The organism is Streptococcus sp. Marseille-Q7156 (assembly GCF_965119495.1).
In genome coordinates, this window is record NZ_CBCPLU010000002.1 from 164,994 (window position 1) to 182,175 (window position 17,182).

At 42.3% G+C, this 17,182-nt stretch carries 11 protein-coding genes, 2 tRNA genes and 2 rRNA genes; 1 reads left to right on the forward strand and 14 read right to left on the reverse strand.

Annotation, left to right across the window (positions count from 1 at the left end):
• Positions 1 to 68: 68 nt before the first annotated feature.
• The 9 genes from ACWPV5_RS09780 to pbp2a all read right to left on the reverse strand — a co-directional run bounded on the left by ACWPV5_RS09780 (position 69) and on the right by pbp2a (position 8,943).
• Positions 69 to 2,969, reverse strand: a 23S ribosomal RNA gene (locus tag ACWPV5_RS09780).
• A 123-nt stretch (positions 2,970 to 3,092) separates the two neighbouring features.
• Positions 3,093 to 3,165: transfer RNA gene (locus ACWPV5_RS09785), tRNA-Ala, on the reverse strand.
• A 51-nt stretch (positions 3,166 to 3,216) separates the two neighbouring features.
• A 16S ribosomal RNA gene (locus ACWPV5_RS09790) occupies positions 3,217 to 4,762 on the reverse strand.
• Together the 16S and 23S rRNA genes with 2 tRNA genes alongside form the textbook arrangement of a ribosomal RNA operon.
• A 242-nt stretch (positions 4,763 to 5,004) precedes the next feature.
• Positions 5,005 to 5,076, reverse strand: a tRNA-Glu gene (locus tag ACWPV5_RS09795).
• Between the two features lie 92 nt (positions 5,077 to 5,168).
• Entirely contained in the window at positions 5,169 to 5,648 is a 480-nt protein-coding gene (locus ACWPV5_RS09800; RefSeq protein WP_265526646.1) for a sigma-70 family RNA polymerase sigma factor, read from the reverse strand.
• A gap of 121 nt (positions 5,649 to 5,769) precedes the next feature.
• Complete coding sequence (gene nusG / locus ACWPV5_RS09805; protein ID WP_000376740.1) at positions 5,770 to 6,306, reverse strand: transcription termination/antitermination protein NusG; 537 nt, start codon at positions 6,304 to 6,306, stop codon at positions 5,770 to 5,772.
• A gap of 50 nt (positions 6,307 to 6,356) precedes the next feature.
• Complete coding sequence (gene secE / locus ACWPV5_RS09810) at positions 6,357 to 6,533, reverse strand: preprotein translocase subunit SecE (RefSeq protein ID WP_001210991.1); 177 nt, start codon at positions 6,531 to 6,533, stop codon at positions 6,357 to 6,359.
• Positions 6,534 to 6,542: 9 nt separating this feature from the next.
• Positions 6,543 to 6,695: a 50S ribosomal protein L33 gene (gene rpmG / locus ACWPV5_RS09815; RefSeq protein WP_014017356.1), complete on the reverse strand. Its 153-nt coding sequence runs from the start codon at positions 6,693 to 6,695 to the stop codon at positions 6,543 to 6,545.
• Positions 6,696 to 6,747: 52 nt separating this feature from the next.
• Positions 6,748 to 8,943: a penicillin-binding protein PBP2A gene (pbp2a, locus tag ACWPV5_RS09820; protein ID WP_454383696.1), complete on the reverse strand. Its 2,196-nt coding sequence runs from the start codon at positions 8,941 to 8,943 to the stop codon at positions 6,748 to 6,750.
• Positions 8,944 to 9,029: 86 nt separating this feature from the next.
• Between pbp2a and ACWPV5_RS09825 the strand changes: the two genes are divergently transcribed.
• Entirely contained in the window at positions 9,030 to 9,905 is an 876-nt protein-coding gene (locus tag ACWPV5_RS09825) for an RluA family pseudouridine synthase (protein ID WP_414322731.1), read from the forward strand.
• Positions 9,906 to 9,972: 67 nt separating this feature from the next.
• Here ACWPV5_RS09825 and gap read toward each other — a convergent pair whose 3' ends face one another.
• The 5 genes from gap to adhE all read right to left on the reverse strand — a co-directional run bounded on the left by gap (position 9,973) and on the right by adhE (position 17,114).
• A complete protein-coding gene (gene gap / locus ACWPV5_RS09830) occupies positions 9,973 to 10,983 on the reverse strand; it encodes a type I glyceraldehyde-3-phosphate dehydrogenase (RefSeq protein ID WP_000260687.1) in 1,011 nt (336 codons plus the stop codon).
• A gap of 176 nt (positions 10,984 to 11,159) precedes the next feature.
• Complete coding sequence (locus tag ACWPV5_RS09835; RefSeq protein ID WP_414322732.1) at positions 11,160 to 12,461, reverse strand: ABC transporter permease; 1,302 nt, start codon at positions 12,459 to 12,461, stop codon at positions 11,160 to 11,162.
• On the reverse strand, positions 12,430 to 13,113 hold the full coding sequence (locus tag ACWPV5_RS09840) for an ABC transporter ATP-binding protein (RefSeq protein ID WP_414322733.1): 684 nt from the start codon (positions 13,111 to 13,113) through the stop codon (positions 12,430 to 12,432). The genes ACWPV5_RS09835 and ACWPV5_RS09840 overlap by 32 nt, the downstream gene beginning before the upstream one ends.
• Before the next feature lie 305 nt (positions 13,114 to 13,418).
• Positions 13,419 to 14,339 (reverse strand): XRE family transcriptional regulator, encoded by a 921-nt coding sequence (locus tag ACWPV5_RS09845; RefSeq protein ID WP_454383699.1) that lies wholly within the window; start codon positions 14,337 to 14,339, stop codon positions 13,419 to 13,421.
• A gap of 123 nt (positions 14,340 to 14,462) precedes the next feature.
• Positions 14,463 to 17,114 carry a bifunctional acetaldehyde-CoA/alcohol dehydrogenase gene (gene adhE / locus ACWPV5_RS09850; protein WP_033676009.1) on the reverse strand — a complete coding sequence of 884 codons (2,652 nt, stop codon included), beginning with the start codon at positions 17,112 to 17,114 and terminating at the stop codon, positions 14,463 to 14,465.
• Positions 17,115 to 17,182 lie beyond the last annotated feature (68 nt).

The following is a 17,182-nucleotide window of genomic DNA, read 5'->3' on the forward strand; positions in this document are numbered from 1 at the left end:
AATACCTACTCAAAATTGAATATCTATTCAAACCAAGAAAACCTCTCGCTTTCATATTCTCAGTTACTTTGGATAAGTCCTCGAGCTATTAGTATTAGTCCGCTACATGTGTCGCCACACTTCCACTTCTAACCTATCTACCTGATCATCTCTCAGGGCTCTTACTGATATAAAATCATGGGAAATCTCATCTTGAGGTGGGTTTCACACTTAGATGCTTTCAGCGTTTATCCCTTCCCTACATAGCTACCCAGCGATGCCTTTGGCAAGACAACTGGTACACCAGCGGTAAGTCCACTCTGGTCCTCTCGTACTAGGAGCAGATCCTCTCAAATTTCCTACGCCCGCGACGGATAGGGACCGAACTGTCTCACGACGTTCTGAACCCAGCTCGCGTGCCGCTTTAATGGGCGAACAGCCCAACCCTTGGGACCGACTACAGCCCCAGGATGCGACGAGCCGACATCGAGGTGCCAAACCTCCCCGTCGATGTGAACTCTTGGGGGAGATAAGCCTGTTATCCCCAGGGTAGCTTTTATCCGTTGAGCGATGGCCCTTCCATACGGAACCACCGGATCACTAAGCCCGACTTTCGTCCCTGCTCGAGTTGTAGCTCTCGCAGTCAAGCTCCCTTATACCTTTACACTCTGCGAATGATTTCCAACCATTCTGAGGGAACCTTTGGGCGCCTCCGTTACCTTTTAGGAGGCGACCGCCCCAGTCAAACTGCCCGTCAGACACTGTCTCCGATAGGGATCACCTATCCGGGTTAGAGTGGCCATAACACAAGGGTAGTATCCCAACAACGTCTCCTTCGAAACTGGCGTCCCGATCTCATAGACTCCTACCTATCCTGTACATGTGGTACAGACACTCAATATCAAACTGCAGTAAAGCTCCATGGGGTCTTTCCGTCCTGTCGCGGGTAACCTGCATCTTCACAGGTACTAAAATTTCACCGAGTCTCTCGTTGAGACAGTGCCCAAATCATTACGCCTTTCGTGCGGGTCGGAACTTACCCGACAAGGAATTTCGCTACCTTAGGACCGTTATAGTTACGGCCGCCGTTTACTGGGGCTTCAATTCATACCTTCGCTTGCGCTAAGCACTCCTCTTAACCTTCCAGCACCGGGCAGGCGTCACCCCCTATACATCATCTTACGATTTAGCAGAGAGCTGTGTTTTTGATAAACAGTTGCTTGGGCCTATTCACTGCGGCTGACTTAAAGTCAGCACCCCTTCTCCCGAAGTTACGGGGTCATTTTGCCGAGTTCCTTAACGAGAGTTCTCTCGCTCACCTGAGGCTACTCGCCTCGACTACCTGTGTCGGTTTGCGGTACGGGTAGAGTATGTTTAAACGCTAGAAGCTTTTCTTGGCAGTGTGACGTCACTAACTTCGCTACTAAACTTCGCTCCCCATCACAGCTCAATGTTATAGATATAAGCATTTAACTCATATCACACCTCACTGCTTAGACAGACTCTTCCAATCGTCTGCTTTAGTTAGCCTACTGCGTCCCTCCATCACTACATACTCTAGTACAGGAATATCAACCTGTTGTCCATCGGATACACCTTTCGGTCTCTCCTTAGGTCCCGACTAACCCAGGGCGGACGAGCCTTCCCCTGGAAACCTTAGTCTTACGGTGGACAGGATTCTCACCTGTCTTTCGCTACTCATACCGGCATTCTCACTTCTATGCGTTCCAGCACTCCTCACGGTACACCTTCTTCACACATAGAACGCTCTCCTACCATACCTATAAAGGTATCCACAGCTTCGGTAAATTGTTTTAGCCCCGGTACATTTTCGGCGCAGGGTCACTCGACTAGTGAGCTATTACGCACTCTTTGAATGAATAGCTGCTTCTAAGCTAACATCCTAGTTGTCTGTGCAACCCCACATCCTTTTCCACTTAACAATTATTTTGGGACCTTAGCTGGTGGTCTGGGCTGTTTCCCTTTCGACTACGGATCTTAGCACTCGCAGTCTGACTGCCGACCATAATTCATTGGCATTCGGAGTTTATCTGAGATTGGTAATCCGGGATGGACCCCTCACCCAAACAGTGCTCTACCTCCAAGAATCTTAATGTCGACGCTAGCCCTAAAGCTATTTCGGAGAGAACCAGCTATCTCCAAGTTCGTTTGGAATTTCTCCGCTACCCACAAGTCATCCAAGCACTTTTCAACGTGCCCTGGTTCGGTCCTCCAGTGCGTCTTACCGCACCTTCAACCTGCTCATGGGTAGGTCACATGGTTTCGGGTCTACGTCATGATACTAATCCGCCCTATTCAGACTCGGTTTCCCTACGGCTCCGTCTCTTCAACTTAACCTCGCATCATAACGTAACTCGCCGGTTCATTCTACAAAAGGCACGCTCTCACCCATTAACGGGCTCGAACTTGTTGTAGGCACACGGTTTCAGGTTCTATTTCACTCCCCTCCCGGGGTGCTTTTCACCTTTCCCTCACGGTACTGGTTCACTATCGGTCACTAGGGAGTATTTAGGGTTGGGAGATGGTCCTCCCAGATTCCGACGGGATTTCTCGTGTCCCGCCGTACTCAGGATACTGCTAGGTACAAAGACTATTTTAAATACGAGGCTATTACTCTCTTTGGCTGATCTTCCCAAATCATTCTTCTATAATCTTTGAGTCCACATTGCAGTCCTACAACCCCGAAGAGTAAACTCTTCGGTTTGCCCTCCTGCCGTTTCGCTCGCCGCTACTAAGGCAATCGCTTTTGCTTTCTCTTCCTGCAGCTACTTAGATGTTTCAGTTCACTGCGTCTTCCTCCTCACATCCTTAACAGATGCGGGTAACAGGTAGTACCTGTTGGGTTCCCCCATTCGGAAATCCCTGGATCATCGCTTACTTACAGCTACCCAAGGCATGTCGTCGTTTGTCACGTCCTTCTTCGGCTCCTAGTGCCAAGGCATCCACCGTGCGCCCTTATTAACTTAACCTTATTTTTGACCTTTCAGTCATAAACTCTTATTAATACTACAGCGTTTTCGGTTTATTTTCTTGTTACTATTTGATATAGATATTCAATTTTCAATGTGCATTACTTGGTGATCTCTCACCAATGGAGCCTAGCGGGATCGAACCGCTGACCTCCTGCGTGCAAAGCAGGCGCTCTCCCAGCTGAGCTAAGGCCCCACAAGACCTCTCAAGACTAAACAAGACCAATGCGCAGTTCCTTATCCTTAGAAAGGAGGTGATCCAGCCGCACCTTCCGATACGGCTACCTTGTTACGACTTCACCCCAATCATCTATCCCACCTTAGGCGGCTGGCTCCTTACGGTTACCTCACCGACTTCGGGTGTTACAAACTCTCGTGGTGTGACGGGCGGTGTGTACAAGGCCCGGGAACGTATTCACCGCGGCGTGCTGATCCGCGATTACTAGCGATTCCGACTTCATGTAGGCGAGTTGCAGCCTACAATCCGAACTGAGACTGGCTTTAAGAGATTAGCTTGCCGTCACCGGCTTGCGACTCGTTGTACCAGCCATTGTAGCACGTGTGTAGCCCAGGTCATAAGGGGCATGATGATTTGACGTCATCCCCACCTTCCTCCGGTTTATTACCGGCAGTCTCGCTAGAGTGCCCAACTGAATGATGGCAACTAACAATAGGGGTTGCGCTCGTTGCGGGACTTAACCCAACATCTCACGACACGAGCTGACGACAACCATGCACCACCTGTCACCTCTGTCCCGAAGGAAAACTCTATCTCTAGAGCGGTCAGAGGGATGTCAAGACCTGGTAAGGTTCTTCGCGTTGCTTCGAATTAAACCACATGCTCCACCGCTTGTGCGGGCCCCCGTCAATTCCTTTGAGTTTCAACCTTGCGGTCGTACTCCCCAGGCGGAGTGCTTAATGCGTTAGCTGCGGCACTAAACCCCGGAAAGGGTCTAACACCTAGCACTCATCGTTTACGGCGTGGACTACCAGGGTATCTAATCCTGTTTGCTCCCCACGCTTTCGAGCCTCAGCGTCAGTTACAAGCCAGAGAGCCGCTTTCGCCACCGGTGTTCCTCCATATATCTACGCATTTCACCGCTACACATGGAATTCCACTCTCCCCTCTTGCACTCAAGTTAAACAGTTTCCAAAGCGTACTATGGTTAAGCCACAGCCTTTAACTTCAGACTTATCTAACCGCCTGCGCTCGCTTTACGCCCAATAAATCCGGACAACGCTCGGGACCTACGTATTACCGCGGCTGCTGGCACGTAGTTAGCCGTCCCTTTCTGGTAAGATACCGTCACAGTGTGAACTTTCCACTCTCACACTCGTTCTTCTCTTACAACAGAGCTTTACGATCCGAAAACCTTCTTCACTCACGCGGCGTTGCTCGGTCAGACTTCCGTCCATTGCCGAAGATTCCCTACTGCTGCCTCCCGTAGGAGTCTGGGCCGTGTCTCAGTCCCAGTGTGGCCGATCACCCTCTCAGGTCGGCTATGTATCGTCGCCTTGGTGAGCCGTTACCCCACCAACTAGCTAATACAACGCAGGTCCATCTGGTAGTGATGCAATTGCACCTTTTAAGCAAATGTCATGCAACATCTACTGTTATGCGGTATTAGCTATCGTTTCCAATAGTTATCCCCCGCTACCAGGCAGGTTACCTACGCGTTACTCACCCGTTCGCAACTCATCCAGAGAAGCAAGCTCCTCCTTCAGCGTTCTACTTGCATGTATTAGGCACGCCGCCAGCGTTCGTCCTGAGCCAGGATCAAACTCTCATTAAAAGTTTGAGTTCTCACTCATTTCTGTCACTGACAGATTTATTGTTTTTTCATTGTTCAGTACTACAACCTTAGTTGTAGTGCCCTGCACATTGGTTCGTCTTGTTCAGTTTTCAAAGGTCTTTGTCACTCGCTTCTCTCAAGTGACAACTATATTAGTATATCACAGTCGCTTTCGCTTGTCAACACTTTTTTGAAACTTTTTTAAAACTTTTTTCATCAAGTGTTTCAACCGCAACATACCATAGTCCGTACGGGATTCGAACCCGTGTTACCGCCGTGAAAAGGCGGTGTCTTAACCCCTTGACCAACGGACCAGAGTTGTTGTTTTCAACTCTTACTATTATACCGGCTTTTCAAACTTTGTCAACACCTTTTTTAAACTTTTTTTACTTTTTTGCATGAATTCCTAATGAGTACGGATGTCAAACTCTTTAAACACAATACGTAAGTCCTTTAGCACTCTTTGACGCCCTCGGAAGCGTTCATCTCTTAAGACGCGTTCTAACTCTTCTCGTTGCTCTTTATTTTGTTTGTTTCTATAAGCTCTTAGTGTTTCATGAAAGAGATAATAGTCATCTAGCCAGAGTCCTCCCTCACTTATACGATGACTTATCTCACCCACTTCTTCATAAAGCTCTTTATTATATCTTCGTTTGTGGCTTTCTTGCTTACGGATATAGTCTAAAATTCGATTTCGAAACTTGGTTTTGAAATATTTACGTAAGCGAGGGATATCTTCTACCAATCCTTCTTCTTTACTAATCAATTCATGTAAGCAAATCATTCCCTCTTGGTCCCAATCCGATAGTTCCCATAAATGCAAGTAATATTCATTTCTACTCTTATATACAATTCCCTGGACTTCTTTATACAATTCTTTAATCATTCTTTTCCCCTTTCTAGATACAGTCTAACAGATTCAGATACACTTTTGGTACATTTCATCCATTCTGTTCCCTTTAGCTCCTCAACTGCACAAAAAAAGAGAGGTCTTGCCTCTCTTTGGGTTATAATTCTGCGATTTGGTTTAGGTTTACTTCTGCAACTGTGTCATTACCAAACATAGAGATAATCATCTTCACTTTATTGTTATCAATCTCCGTAATCTTACCAGTATAGTCTGCAAAAGCTCCATCAATAATACGTACAGTTTGACCAACTTCAACATCGATATCAAACTCTTGTACAGTTTGTCCCATAGAAACCAAGATATCACGAATTTCTTGTTCCAATAATGGTGTTGGTTTTGATCTATTTCCGTGAGATCCGACGAATCCTGTAACATTTGGTGTATTTCGAACAACAAACCAAGCTTCATCTGTCATGACCATTTCTACAAGAACATAACCTGGAAAGCGATTTTCTTCTACTTCTTTTCTCTTTCCATTTTTTTCAACTTGCACTGTTTGTGTTGGAATTTCAACGCGTAGAATATTATCCAACATATTGTAGGTTTGTGCACGTTGTAATAGATTTTCTTTCACCTTATTTTCATAACCAGAATAAGTTTGTAAAACAAACCATCCTTTATCAAAACTATCCATGATATTTCCTTTCATAAATAGAAGATTTTTAGTGTACTTTCACTACTCTTCTAAAAAATGTTAATAAATCGAATCAAACCTGAAACAATCAACTGGTCAAAAATGTAAATAATTACTACAAAGAAAGCTGTGTATTCCATGATAGAACGAAAATCTCTCCAGCTTTCCTTGCGAGTTGGCCATGTTGTGTCTTTAAGAAGTCTAAAAATATCTCCAATAAAACGCATCGCTCTCTCCTATCTCGTTTCTCTGTGTGTAGTGTACTTGCCACAATGCTTACAAAATTTATTTACTTCTAGTCGTGTAGGCTTGGGGGTTCCACTAATCTTGATTGAATAGTTTCTCGAACCACAAACCGCACAAGCTAGGCTTGCTTTTTTTAGTGCCATAACGCCTCCATCTTATCTATTATAACAAGAAAGCCAGGCTTTGACAAGCATCTTAGCGAAATAGATTGACTACCGAATCCCATATTGTTTGAGCCTTTTCCTTAATCTTCGCATCTGAGATAGCCCGGCTAGCCTCATCTACTAGACTTTGCGCACGTCCTCGAATATCAGACAAATTATCATCTGTCTGGCTATTATCATTGGTTTGTACTTGTCTTTTTGTATTGGCTGGTGCAATTCCATTTTGCTTATAAGCATTTTCAACTGTAAAGGTACTTCCTGGCGTATAAGGTAAAATGGTATTGGCAATGTTTCTAAAGACATGAGCTGCACCATTTGAAGTAGATCCTGCTAGATAGTGATTTTCATCAGTGGTCGGGAAACCAAGCCAGTGACTAATCACTACATCTGGAGTATAACCAATCACCCACTGGTCACTTGTGTACTCCGGATTGAAAACTGCTTCAGTTGTTCCAGTTTTCCCTGCCATGACATAGTCTGCAGGCGATGAACTAATACCGGTACCGTTGGTGAATGTCCCCAACATCATACTGGTCATCTTATCAGCTACAGCTTTATCAATCACCCGTTTTTGTGAATTTTTATGGCTCGCAACAACCTGACCACTAGCATTTTCAATTCTACTAATAAAATGAGCTTCCGGCATTAAACCTTCATTTGCAAAGGCAGCATATGCTTGAGCCATTTGCATAGGATTGGTTTCGACACCACTTCCCAAGGCGACACCAAGAACACGGTCGACCTTTTCCATGTTGAGTCCAAATTTTTCGCCTGCCTCAAAAGCCTTATCAACACCCAAATCATTAACAGTAGCAACAGCAGGTAGATTAAGCGATTCTGCCAAGGCTTGATACATGGGAACTTCTCGACTCTTTTTGATTCCTGCATAGTTATCTACCTTATAGTTGTCATACTTCATGGTATGGTTATCCAACTGCTTGTTCAAAGCCCAACCTGCCTCAACTGCTGGCGTATAAACAACTAAAGGCTTAATTGTAGAGCCAGGGCTACGTTTTGATTGAGTTGCATAGTTGAAATTCCGGAATCCAGTTTTATCATTGCCAGCAATCTGACCGACAACTCCACGAACTCCACCTGTTTTCGGTTCGAGAGCTACACTTCCTGATTGAGCAAATGTTCCATCCTCTGCCCTCGGAAATAGAGCTGTATTTTCATAGACAACCTGCATATTTGCTTGGTAGTTTTGGTCCAGCTCTGTATAAATGCGGTAGCCATTATTTACGATTTCTTCCTCTGTTAGATTATACTTAGAAACAGCTTCATTAACCACCGCATCAAAGTAAGAAGGATAGCGATAATCTGAGATTTTCCCTTCATACTTATCGTGCAATTGCGAATTCATATCAACTTCTGCAGCTTCGGTTTCTTGGTTTTTATCAATATATCCTGCTGCAACCATATTTTGTAAGACAGTGTCGCGACGATTGGTAGAATCTTGTACGGAATTCAAAGGATTATACAGTTCCGGCCCTTTGAGCATCCCTGCCAGAGTCGCAGCTTGATCCAGACTCACTTCTGATGCAGAAACTCCAAAGTATTTCTTACTCGCATCTTCTACACCCCACACACCATTTCCAAAATAGGCATTGTTAAGGTACATGGTTAGGATCTGATCCTTGCTATATTTTTTAGTCAATTCTAAAGCCAAGAAAAATTCTTTCGCTTTTCTCTCAACAGTTTGATCCTGCGACAAATAGGCATTTTTAGCCAGCTGTTGGGTAATAGTAGAGCCACCACCTGAACGTCCAGCAGTGACAATCGCCAAGAAGAAACGACCATAGTTAATCCCGTCGTTTTTATAGAAAGAACGGTCTTCTGTCGCAATAACAGCATTCTGCAAATTTTTACTGATACCAGTCAATTCAACGTAGGTTCCCTTTTGACCAGATAAGGCACCAGCCTCTTTTTCTTCACGGTCAAAAATGATAGTCCGAGTTTTCAAGGCGTTTTGCAAATCGTTAACATTGGTTGACTTAGCTACAGCAAACAAATAGGTTCCAACTAGCAAGCCTGCACTCAAACCTAGTATAAGGACAATCTTTGTTAGATGATAACGACGCCAGAATTTTCGAATTGGACCTACTTGGGCTAATTTTTTTCGATCACTACGAGAGCGACGTAAGCTAGTAGAATCAGAGTCCTCTAGTTCACTTGTTTCTTTTTTAAAAAGAGAAAGAAATTTCTCAAACAATTTATCTAATTTCATGCGTTTATTTTATCATCTTCATCATAGGAAGACAAGAATTTAGCTATTTCCTATCCAAATAGGGCTTTTTTTGTTACAATATCTGTATGCAATTCACATTTACATTACCAGACTCTCTACCTCAAATGACGGTAAAGCAATTACTCGAGGAACAACTCCTCATCCCTAGAAAAATCCGTCATTTTTTGAGAATTAAGAAACATATTTTGATAAATCAAGAAGAAATCCACTGGAACGAGACGGTAAACCCTGGAGATATTTGCCAATTGACTTTTGACGAGGAAGATTATCCCGAAAAAGAAATTCCTTGGGGCAACCCAAACCTCATTCAGGAAGTTTATCAAGATCAACACTTGATTATTGTCAACAAACCAGAGGGGATGAAAACGCATGGTAATCAGCCAAACGAAATCGCCCTTCTTAACCATGTCAGTGCCTATGTGGGCCAAACCTGCTATGTCGTTCATCGTCTAGACATGGAAACCAGTGGTTTGGTTCTCTTTGCCAAAAATCCTTTTATCCTACCTATTCTCAATCGCTTACTAGAGAAAAAAGAGATTTCTAGGGAATATTGGGCACAGATCGACGGACATATCAACAGCAAAGAACTTGTTTTCAAAGACAAAATCGGACGTGATCGCCATGACCGCAGAAAGCGAATAGTTGATACAAAAAATGGCCAACATGCCGAAACGCATGTAAGCAGATTAAAGCAATTCCCAGACAAAACTTCCTTGGTTCGTTGCAAACTAAAGACCGGGCGAACCCATCAGATTCGTGTGCACCTTTCGCATCATAACTTCCCTATTTTAGGTGACCCTCTCTATAATAGTAAATCAAAAACAAGTCGACTTATGCTCCACGCCTTTAGACTGTCCTTTACCCATCCGCTTACTCTAGAGAAATTAAGCTTCACTACCCTATCAGATACTTTTGAAAAAGAATTAAAAAAGAATGGATGATTGTGTCATCCATTTTTTAATATTTAAAAAGCAAGACCAGAGGCCTTGCTTTTTATCGACTCATGAATTATTTAGCGATTTTTGCGAAGTATTCAAGAGTACGAACAAGTTGTGCAGTGTATGACATTTCGTTGTCGTACCATGATACAACTTTAACCAATTGTTTACCGTCAACGTCAAGAACTTTAGTTTGAGTTGCGTCAAACAATGAACCGTAAGACATACCTACGATATCTGAAGATACGATTGGATCTTCTGTGTAACCGTATGATTCGTTTGAAGCTGCTTTCATAGCTGCGTTCACTTCATCAACAGTAACGTTCTTTTCAAGAACTGCTACCAATTCAGTAACTGATCCAGTTGGAGTTGGAACGCGTTGTGCAGATCCGTCAAGTTTACCGTTCAATTCTGGGATTACAAGACCGATAGCTTTTGCAGCACCAGTTGAGTTAGGAACGATGTTTGCAGCACCAGCGCGAGCACGGCGAAGGTCACCACCACGGTGTGGTCCGTCAAGGATCATTTGGTCACCAGTGTAAGCGTGGATAGTAGTCATCAATCCTTCAACAACACCAAAGTTATCTTGAAGAGCTTTAGCCATAGGAGCCAAGCAGTTTGTAGTACATGAAGCACCTGAGATAACTGTTTCAGTACCGTCAAGAACGTCGTGGTTAGTGTTGAATACAACTGTTTTAACGTCGTTTCCACCAGGAGCAGTGATAACAACTTTTTTAGCTCCACCAGCGTGCAAGTGTTTTTCAGCAGCTGCTTTCTTAGCAAAGAAACCAGTAGCTTCAAGAACGATTTCTACACCGTCGTTAGCCCAGTCGATTTGTTCTGGATCACGTTCAGCAGAAACTTTGATGAATTTACCGTTAACTTCAAATCCACCTTCTCTAACTTCAACAGTACCGTCGAAACGACCTTGAGTTGTGTCGTATTTCAACAAGTGTGCAAGCATAACTGGATCTGTAAGGTCGTTGATACGAGTAACTTCAACACCTTCTACGTTTTGGATACGACGGAAAGCAAGACGACCGATACGTCCGAAACCGTTAATACCAACTTTAACTACCATTAGTGATTTCCTCCTTATGAAAATCATGAAATTTTTATTGTGAAAAGAGTAACTTGAATCACTACAAATCACCTTTCAACAAACCTATTATATAACTATTTAAGTTTAATTGCAAGTACGGGCATTGTTTTTCTATGTTAGTTTCTTTTTTAAACTGTAAATCAAGGAATCCCTTACTATTCATATCGTAGCGATTCTACAGGATCCATTTTACTAATTTTACGCGCCGGGAAGTAAGCTGATACATAACCAAGCAAGAGAGCGAAAGCTAGAGTTCCTAAAACAGATAACAAATTTAATTCAAAAACCTTCGTGATGGATGGGTAAAAGTGATTTACAATCGCATTCGCCAAACTTCCCACCCCTTGTGCAACCAAAAATGCCAGCAGCAAGGCGATCCCTACAATCCAGATAGCCTCGTAAATAAAAATCCCTTTGACATCATGATTTTGATAACCAACTGCCTTCATGACACCTATTTCCTTAGAACGTTGCATGATATTGATGTAAATGATGATACCAATCATGACCGCTGCTACCACAATAGCTTGTGATGAAAGTACAATCAATAATCCCTGAATGACACGAATAAAAGTAATCACAATATCAAGAACCTTCTGTTGAGAAAGAACAGTATACTTCTTATTTTTCTGTAATTCTTCTGTTACCACTTTTGTCTGTGATGGATCTTTGAGTTCCAAGATAAAATAAGATACAGCTTTTGTAAATCCAGCTTCTTTCAAAATTGTTTCCATTTGACTAGACGGCATGAAACTGTTGCTGTCCTCCATGTCATCTTCATCATTGATTACACGTACAATCTTCGTTTGAAATTGAGCAGTCTTGCTAGCTTCGGCAGCATTTTCTACAATGCTGGCTGAAACTGATTTGCCAATAAGATCAGTAGCTGTCAGATTCTTTTCTGTCTGTTCATTCCAATTTTTTAGTAAACTGCTTGGAATCGTCAATCCCTGTTCATTTGCATCAGTATAGAGGGAACCAGCCAATACTTTGTCCGCCTCATTACTACTAACAGAAATACTTGTATCCTCATAGAGACTCACTACTTGAGCATAAGAAGGCATCGTTTGACTCAGATCCATTTCTTGCCCATCTATAGTAATATTTGACATGGTCATCCCAAAAGGACTCTCCAAATATTTAATAGCTTCTTTCCCAACTGTATCCGTGATATAGTTCTTATCATCTTGGTTCAAAAAGCCTCGTCCAACATTTTTTGTGTTTAAAGCAATCTGAACTTGAGAAGGGATTTGACCTCCATTCGTATTTTCATCAATCATCGAAATCAATGCATTTCCCAAGCCGAAAGAAATTAAGACTCCTACAAAACCGATTGAGGTTGCTAGCGCAATCAATAGGTTACGCCATTTTCTTTCCATAAAGTTATTTAAAGAAAGTTTGAATTTATTTTTCAATGATAATCCTTTATTTTTTGACTTCTTCAACGACTTCACCATCCTTCATTTTGATAATCACATCTGCATATTCGGCAACCTCTGGATTATGGGTTACAATCAGTACTGTTTTCCCTGTTTGGGCTAATTTTTTAAACACTTCCAATACCTTTTCTTGGGATTGAGAATCCAGCGAACCCGTTGGCTCATCTGCTACAATCATATCAGGCTGATTTACCAGTGCACGCGCTATTGCTACGCGTTGCTTTTGCCCACCAGAAAGTTGTTTAACATTTTTAGCCATAAAAGGCTCCATGCCCAAGTTACTTAATTGCTCCTTTGCAATCATTGTCATCTCCCTGTCAGATAAATCTTTGACATAGAGAGGGAGCTTGACATTGTCCAAGACAGACTGATGAGGAATGAGGTTAAAGTTTTGAAACACAAATCCAATCTTATCTTTACGAAATTGAGTTAGTTCAATCTCTGATAAGTCACGGAGGGATTCCCCTTTAAACTCTAAATCTCCTTCATATTGTCTATCTAAACCGCTGATGATGTTTAGTAAACTGGTTTTGCCACAGCCTGACGGACCGTAAATCGCTGTAATTTTACCTTTTGCAATCTGCAGGTTAATATTTCTTAGAGCCTGCTCTTGATGTTTACCGTCCAAAGTGTAAAACTTTGAAATATTTTTAATGGATAAAATGGACATTCTTTCCCCCTTATTTAAAACCGTTATCGTCATACATCGTACTGATAGAAAATCCTTCAAGTTGATTGACCCTATAGGCCTACTACTTAAAATTTTCTCTCTATTGCCTAGTTTGCTTCTGGATGTATAGCAAGTAATACTCTTCGAAAATCAAATTCAAACCACGTCAACGTCGCCTTGCCGTACTCAAGTACAGCCTGCGGCTAGTTTCCTAGTTTGCTCTTTGATTTTCATTGAGTATAAAATTCATTTTAACAAAAAAGCGACATTTCCCCAATGACAGAAATGTCACTCCTATAAATCATTTAATAATACCTTTCTAAGTCTTCGCTCCATTCCTTATCTAAACTAACGAGTAACTTCTCATTACCAAACATCCTCGCCATCATTTTTGCTTCTTCATACTTTTGTTTGGCTGTATCATAATCGGTATGAATATAATATTTCCACTCCACCATCAAGACAATCGGTTGCTTTTGGAAATCTCGTGTTTTTTGTCCTATTTTATTTAAGGTCTCGACTGCCCTCTTAAAATAATGAAACAGCCCCATAATTTCTATACAAGCTAAAGAAGCTAACAAGGAATCTCTAAGTAAGTCCAAACAATCGAATTCTATCTTATCAACCTGAGAACTTAATTTGTCATGAAAATAAAGAATAGTTTCATGCTCAGACTTTTTTATCTCACCCTCGTTTAAACCATCCATTAACTGACAAAGAAAATACAGTCTCAACTTCAACAATTCCTCAGCCCTATATACATCTCTGGATAGTAAGTCTTGAAGACTGTCCTCAATCACACTGCTTCCATATAAGGAATTACTAGTCATTCTCACTGCATCTATAGCTTGAAGACAATCCACTAGCACTTTCTCATCACGTGGCAAATCATCATAAAAGGTCTCAAAAATCTCATCAAAATATTCTTCCTTCTGTTCCTGTAACTCTTTGTCTCCGTAGTCAGGATGACGAAGAAGAAAGTATTTTAATTCTTGGTAACGCTTGGGTAATTCCTTATAATCTGGCATCAAGACATAGGACGGAATTTCTAATCGTTCTGCAATGTATTCTAGTGTTTTTATCGTCGGGCGAAATTCTCCTTTTTCGATCCTCACCAACTGACGGACTGATAATTCAGACTCATCCCCGCAAAAAACTGGACGACTAAGTCCTCTCTCCTCTCTTAAAAGTCGCACTTTATCCCCTAACTCATTTATCTTGTTCATTTGCCCCTCGCATGATTATAAAAGATTTGATTTTCAAATAAATATATGCGATGATTATACCATTTTTCAAATAGAATTACAAAAAAAGAGACAGGAAATTCCTGCCTCTAGGCTGATAAACGATTATTTACGGCGTCCTGGTCTTTCTTTGTAGCCATAGTAAGAATCTTCGATGATTTCTTGCATATGGTCTACCATTGGAAGACGTGGGTTAGCTGGTGAGCATTGATCTTCATAAGCAAGGAAGGCCAATTCACGTGAATGTTCTTTCCATTCTTTTTCATCGATTCCTTGTGCTTTAAAGTTCATTTGGATACCTACGCGCTCACCAAGTTCGTAGACAGCTTTTGCGTAAGATTCCACACCTTCTTCTGGAGTAGAAGCTGGAAGGCCAAGCATGCGTGCGATATCTTGATATTTCTCGTCTGCACGGTAGTAGTTGTACTTAGGCCATGTAGCTGTCTTAGCTGGACGTGTACCGTTGTAGCGGATGACGTATGGAAGCAAGATTGCATTTGTACGACCGTGGATTGTGTGGAATTGCGCACCAATCTTATGGGCCATTGAGTGAGAAATACCTAGGAAGGCATTAGCAAAGGCCATACCAGCGATTGTTGAAGCGTTATGCATTTTCTCACGTGAGTGGAAGTCTGCATTCTTAACTGAGCTTTCAAGGTTTTCAAATACAAGCTTGATGGCTTGAAGTGCAAGACCGTCAGTGTAGTCGCTAGCCATTTGTGATACGTAAGCTTCAGTCGCGTGGGTCAATACGTCCATACCAGTGTCCGCAGCAACAAATCCAGGAATTGTCAATACCAAAGCAGGGTCTACAATTGCCACAGTTGGTGTCAATGAGTAGTCAGCGATTGGGTATTTACGGTTATTCGCTTTATCAGAGATAACGGCAAATGGTGTTACTTCAGATCCTGTACCAGATGTAGTTGGAATCGCGATGAATTTAGTCTTCTTACCAAGCAATGGGAATTTGAAGGCACGTTTACGGATATCCATGAATTTTTGGACAAGGTCACGGAAGTCCACTTCTGGTTGTTCGTAGAAGAGCCACATTACTTTAGCAGCATCCATTGGAGATCCACCACCGAGAGCGATGATTGTATCTGGTTTGAAGGCACGCATAATCTCAGTACCACGGTTTACAGTTGTGATATCTGGATCTGGTTCTACATCAGCAAAGATTTGGTAAACCACCTTATTGCGACGAAGGTCAAGTTGTTCGATGATACGATCAAGGAAACCAAGCTCTACCATGGCATGGTCAGTAACGATCATGACACGTTCAACGTCACGACATTTTTGAAGGTATTGAATTGAATCACGTTCAAAGTATGTTTTTGAAGGAAGTTTCATCCATTGCATGTTATTTCTCCGTCTTCCGACTTTTTTGATATTCAAGAGGTTAATGGCACTAACGTTATCCCCAACTGAGTTGCGTCCGTAAGAACCACATCCAAGTGTCAATGATGGCAAGAAGGCATTGTAAACGTCCCCGATACCACCGAAAGTAGAAGGTGAGTTACAGATAACACGAATAGCTTTAACAGCTTTACCAAATTCTTTAGTCAATTCTTCATCAGCTGTGTGGATGGCTGCTGAGTGGCCAAGACCGTTAAATTCAACCATTTGACGAGCCTTAGTAATACCATCTTCACGGCTTTCAGATTTCAAAACTGCGATAACTGGTGACAATTTTTCACGAGTCAATGGCTCATTTTCACCAACTTCTTTACATTCTGCAGCAAGAATGTTTGTTCCTTCTGGAACTGTAAATCCTGCTTGTTCTGCAATCCAAGTTGCTGGTTTACCAACGATGTCAGCATTCAATTTTGCACCAGCACAGTTTTTGCTGTTTGCTTTCACGCCGAAGCAGAATTCTTCAAGAAGTGCTTTTTCTTTTTTGTTTACAAAGTAAGTGTGATATGATTTGAACTCTGCTACAAATTCATCGTAAATTTCTTTATCAATGATAACCGCTTGTTCAGATGCACAGACCATACCATTATCAAATGATTTAGACATAACGATATCGTGTGCAGCTTGACGAATGTTTGCTGACTTTTCAACATAAGCTGGCACGTTTCCGGCACCTACCCCAAGAGCTGGTTTACCACATGAATAAGCCGCCTTAACCATGGCATTACCACCTGTTGCAAGGATTGTCGCAACACCTTCGTGGTTCATAAGGGCACTTGTTGCTTCCATAGATGGTTGAGTAATCCATTGCACACAGTTTTCAGGAGCACCAGCTGCGATAGCTGCATCGCGGACGATACGAGCTGCATGAGCAGATGATTCTTGTGCTGATGGATGGAAGGCAAAGACGATTGGGTTACGTGTCTTCAATGAAATCAATGATTTGAAGATTGCTGTTGATGTTGGGTTTGTTGTAGGAGTAATACCACAGACAACACCGACCGGTTCAGCAATCAGGGTCAATCCCGTTACATCATCTTCTTCGATAACGCCAACTGTTTTAGTGTGACGCATGTTGTTTACTACGTGTTCACAAGCAAACAAGTTCTTAGTTGCTTTGTCTTCAAATACACCACGTCCTGTTTCTTCAAAGGCATGTAAAGCCAATTCTCCGTGGGCATCCAAAGCTGCTACTGATGCTTTGGCAACGATGTAGTCAACCTGCTCTTGATCCAACTTACGCATTTCTTCAAGAGCAACTAGAGCTTTTTGCACCAATCCATCGACATGCTTTTCAGCAGCGAGTTTCTTTTCCTCTGGTGTCACAGTTTTTTTATCAGCCATATTTTCCTCCATAGCTTTCAAGGATTTAATCCTTTGTTAATTTTTTCACAAGTTTATTATAACGCATT

What these genes read in the sequence shown, in the direction of transcription:
- ACWPV5_RS09835 (WP_414322732.1), bottom strand. Translation starts at nt 12,461, where the DNA reads ATGGTGAAGTCGTTGAAGAAGTCAAAAAATAAAGGATTATCATTGAAA.
- ACWPV5_RS09845 (WP_454383699.1), bottom strand. Translation starts at nt 14,339, where the DNA reads ATGAACAAGATAAATGAGTTAGGGGATAAAGTGCGACTTTTAAGAGAG.
- adhE (WP_033676009.1), bottom strand. Translation starts at nt 17,114, where the DNA reads ATGGCTGATAAAAAAACTGTGACACCAGAGGAAAAGAAACTCGCTGCT.
- ACWPV5_RS09825 (WP_414322731.1), top strand. Translation starts at nt 9,030, where the DNA reads ATGCAATTCACATTTACATTACCAGACTCTCTACCTCAAATGACGGTA.
- ACWPV5_RS09840 (WP_414322733.1), bottom strand. Translation starts at nt 13,113, where the DNA reads ATGTCCATTTTATCCATTAAAAATATTTCAAAGTTTTACACTTTGGAC.
- nusG (WP_000376740.1), bottom strand. Translation starts at nt 6,306, where the DNA reads ATGGATAGTTTTGATAAAGGATGGTTTGTTTTACAAACTTATTCTGGT.
- pbp2a (WP_454383696.1), bottom strand. Translation starts at nt 8,943, where the DNA reads ATGAAATTAGATAAATTGTTTGAGAAATTTCTTTCTCTTTTTAAAAAA.
- ACWPV5_RS09800 (WP_265526646.1), bottom strand. Translation starts at nt 5,648, where the DNA reads ATGATTAAAGAATTGTATAAAGAAGTCCAGGGAATTGTATATAAGAGT.
- rpmG (WP_014017356.1), bottom strand. Translation starts at nt 6,695, where the DNA reads ATGGCACTAAAAAAAGCAAGCCTAGCTTGTGCGGTTTGTGGTTCGAGA.
- secE (WP_001210991.1), bottom strand. Translation starts at nt 6,533, where the DNA reads ATGCGTTTTATTGGAGATATTTTTAGACTTCTTAAAGACACAACATGG.
- gap (WP_000260687.1), bottom strand. Translation starts at nt 10,983, where the DNA reads ATGGTAGTTAAAGTTGGTATTAACGGTTTCGGACGTATCGGTCGTCTT.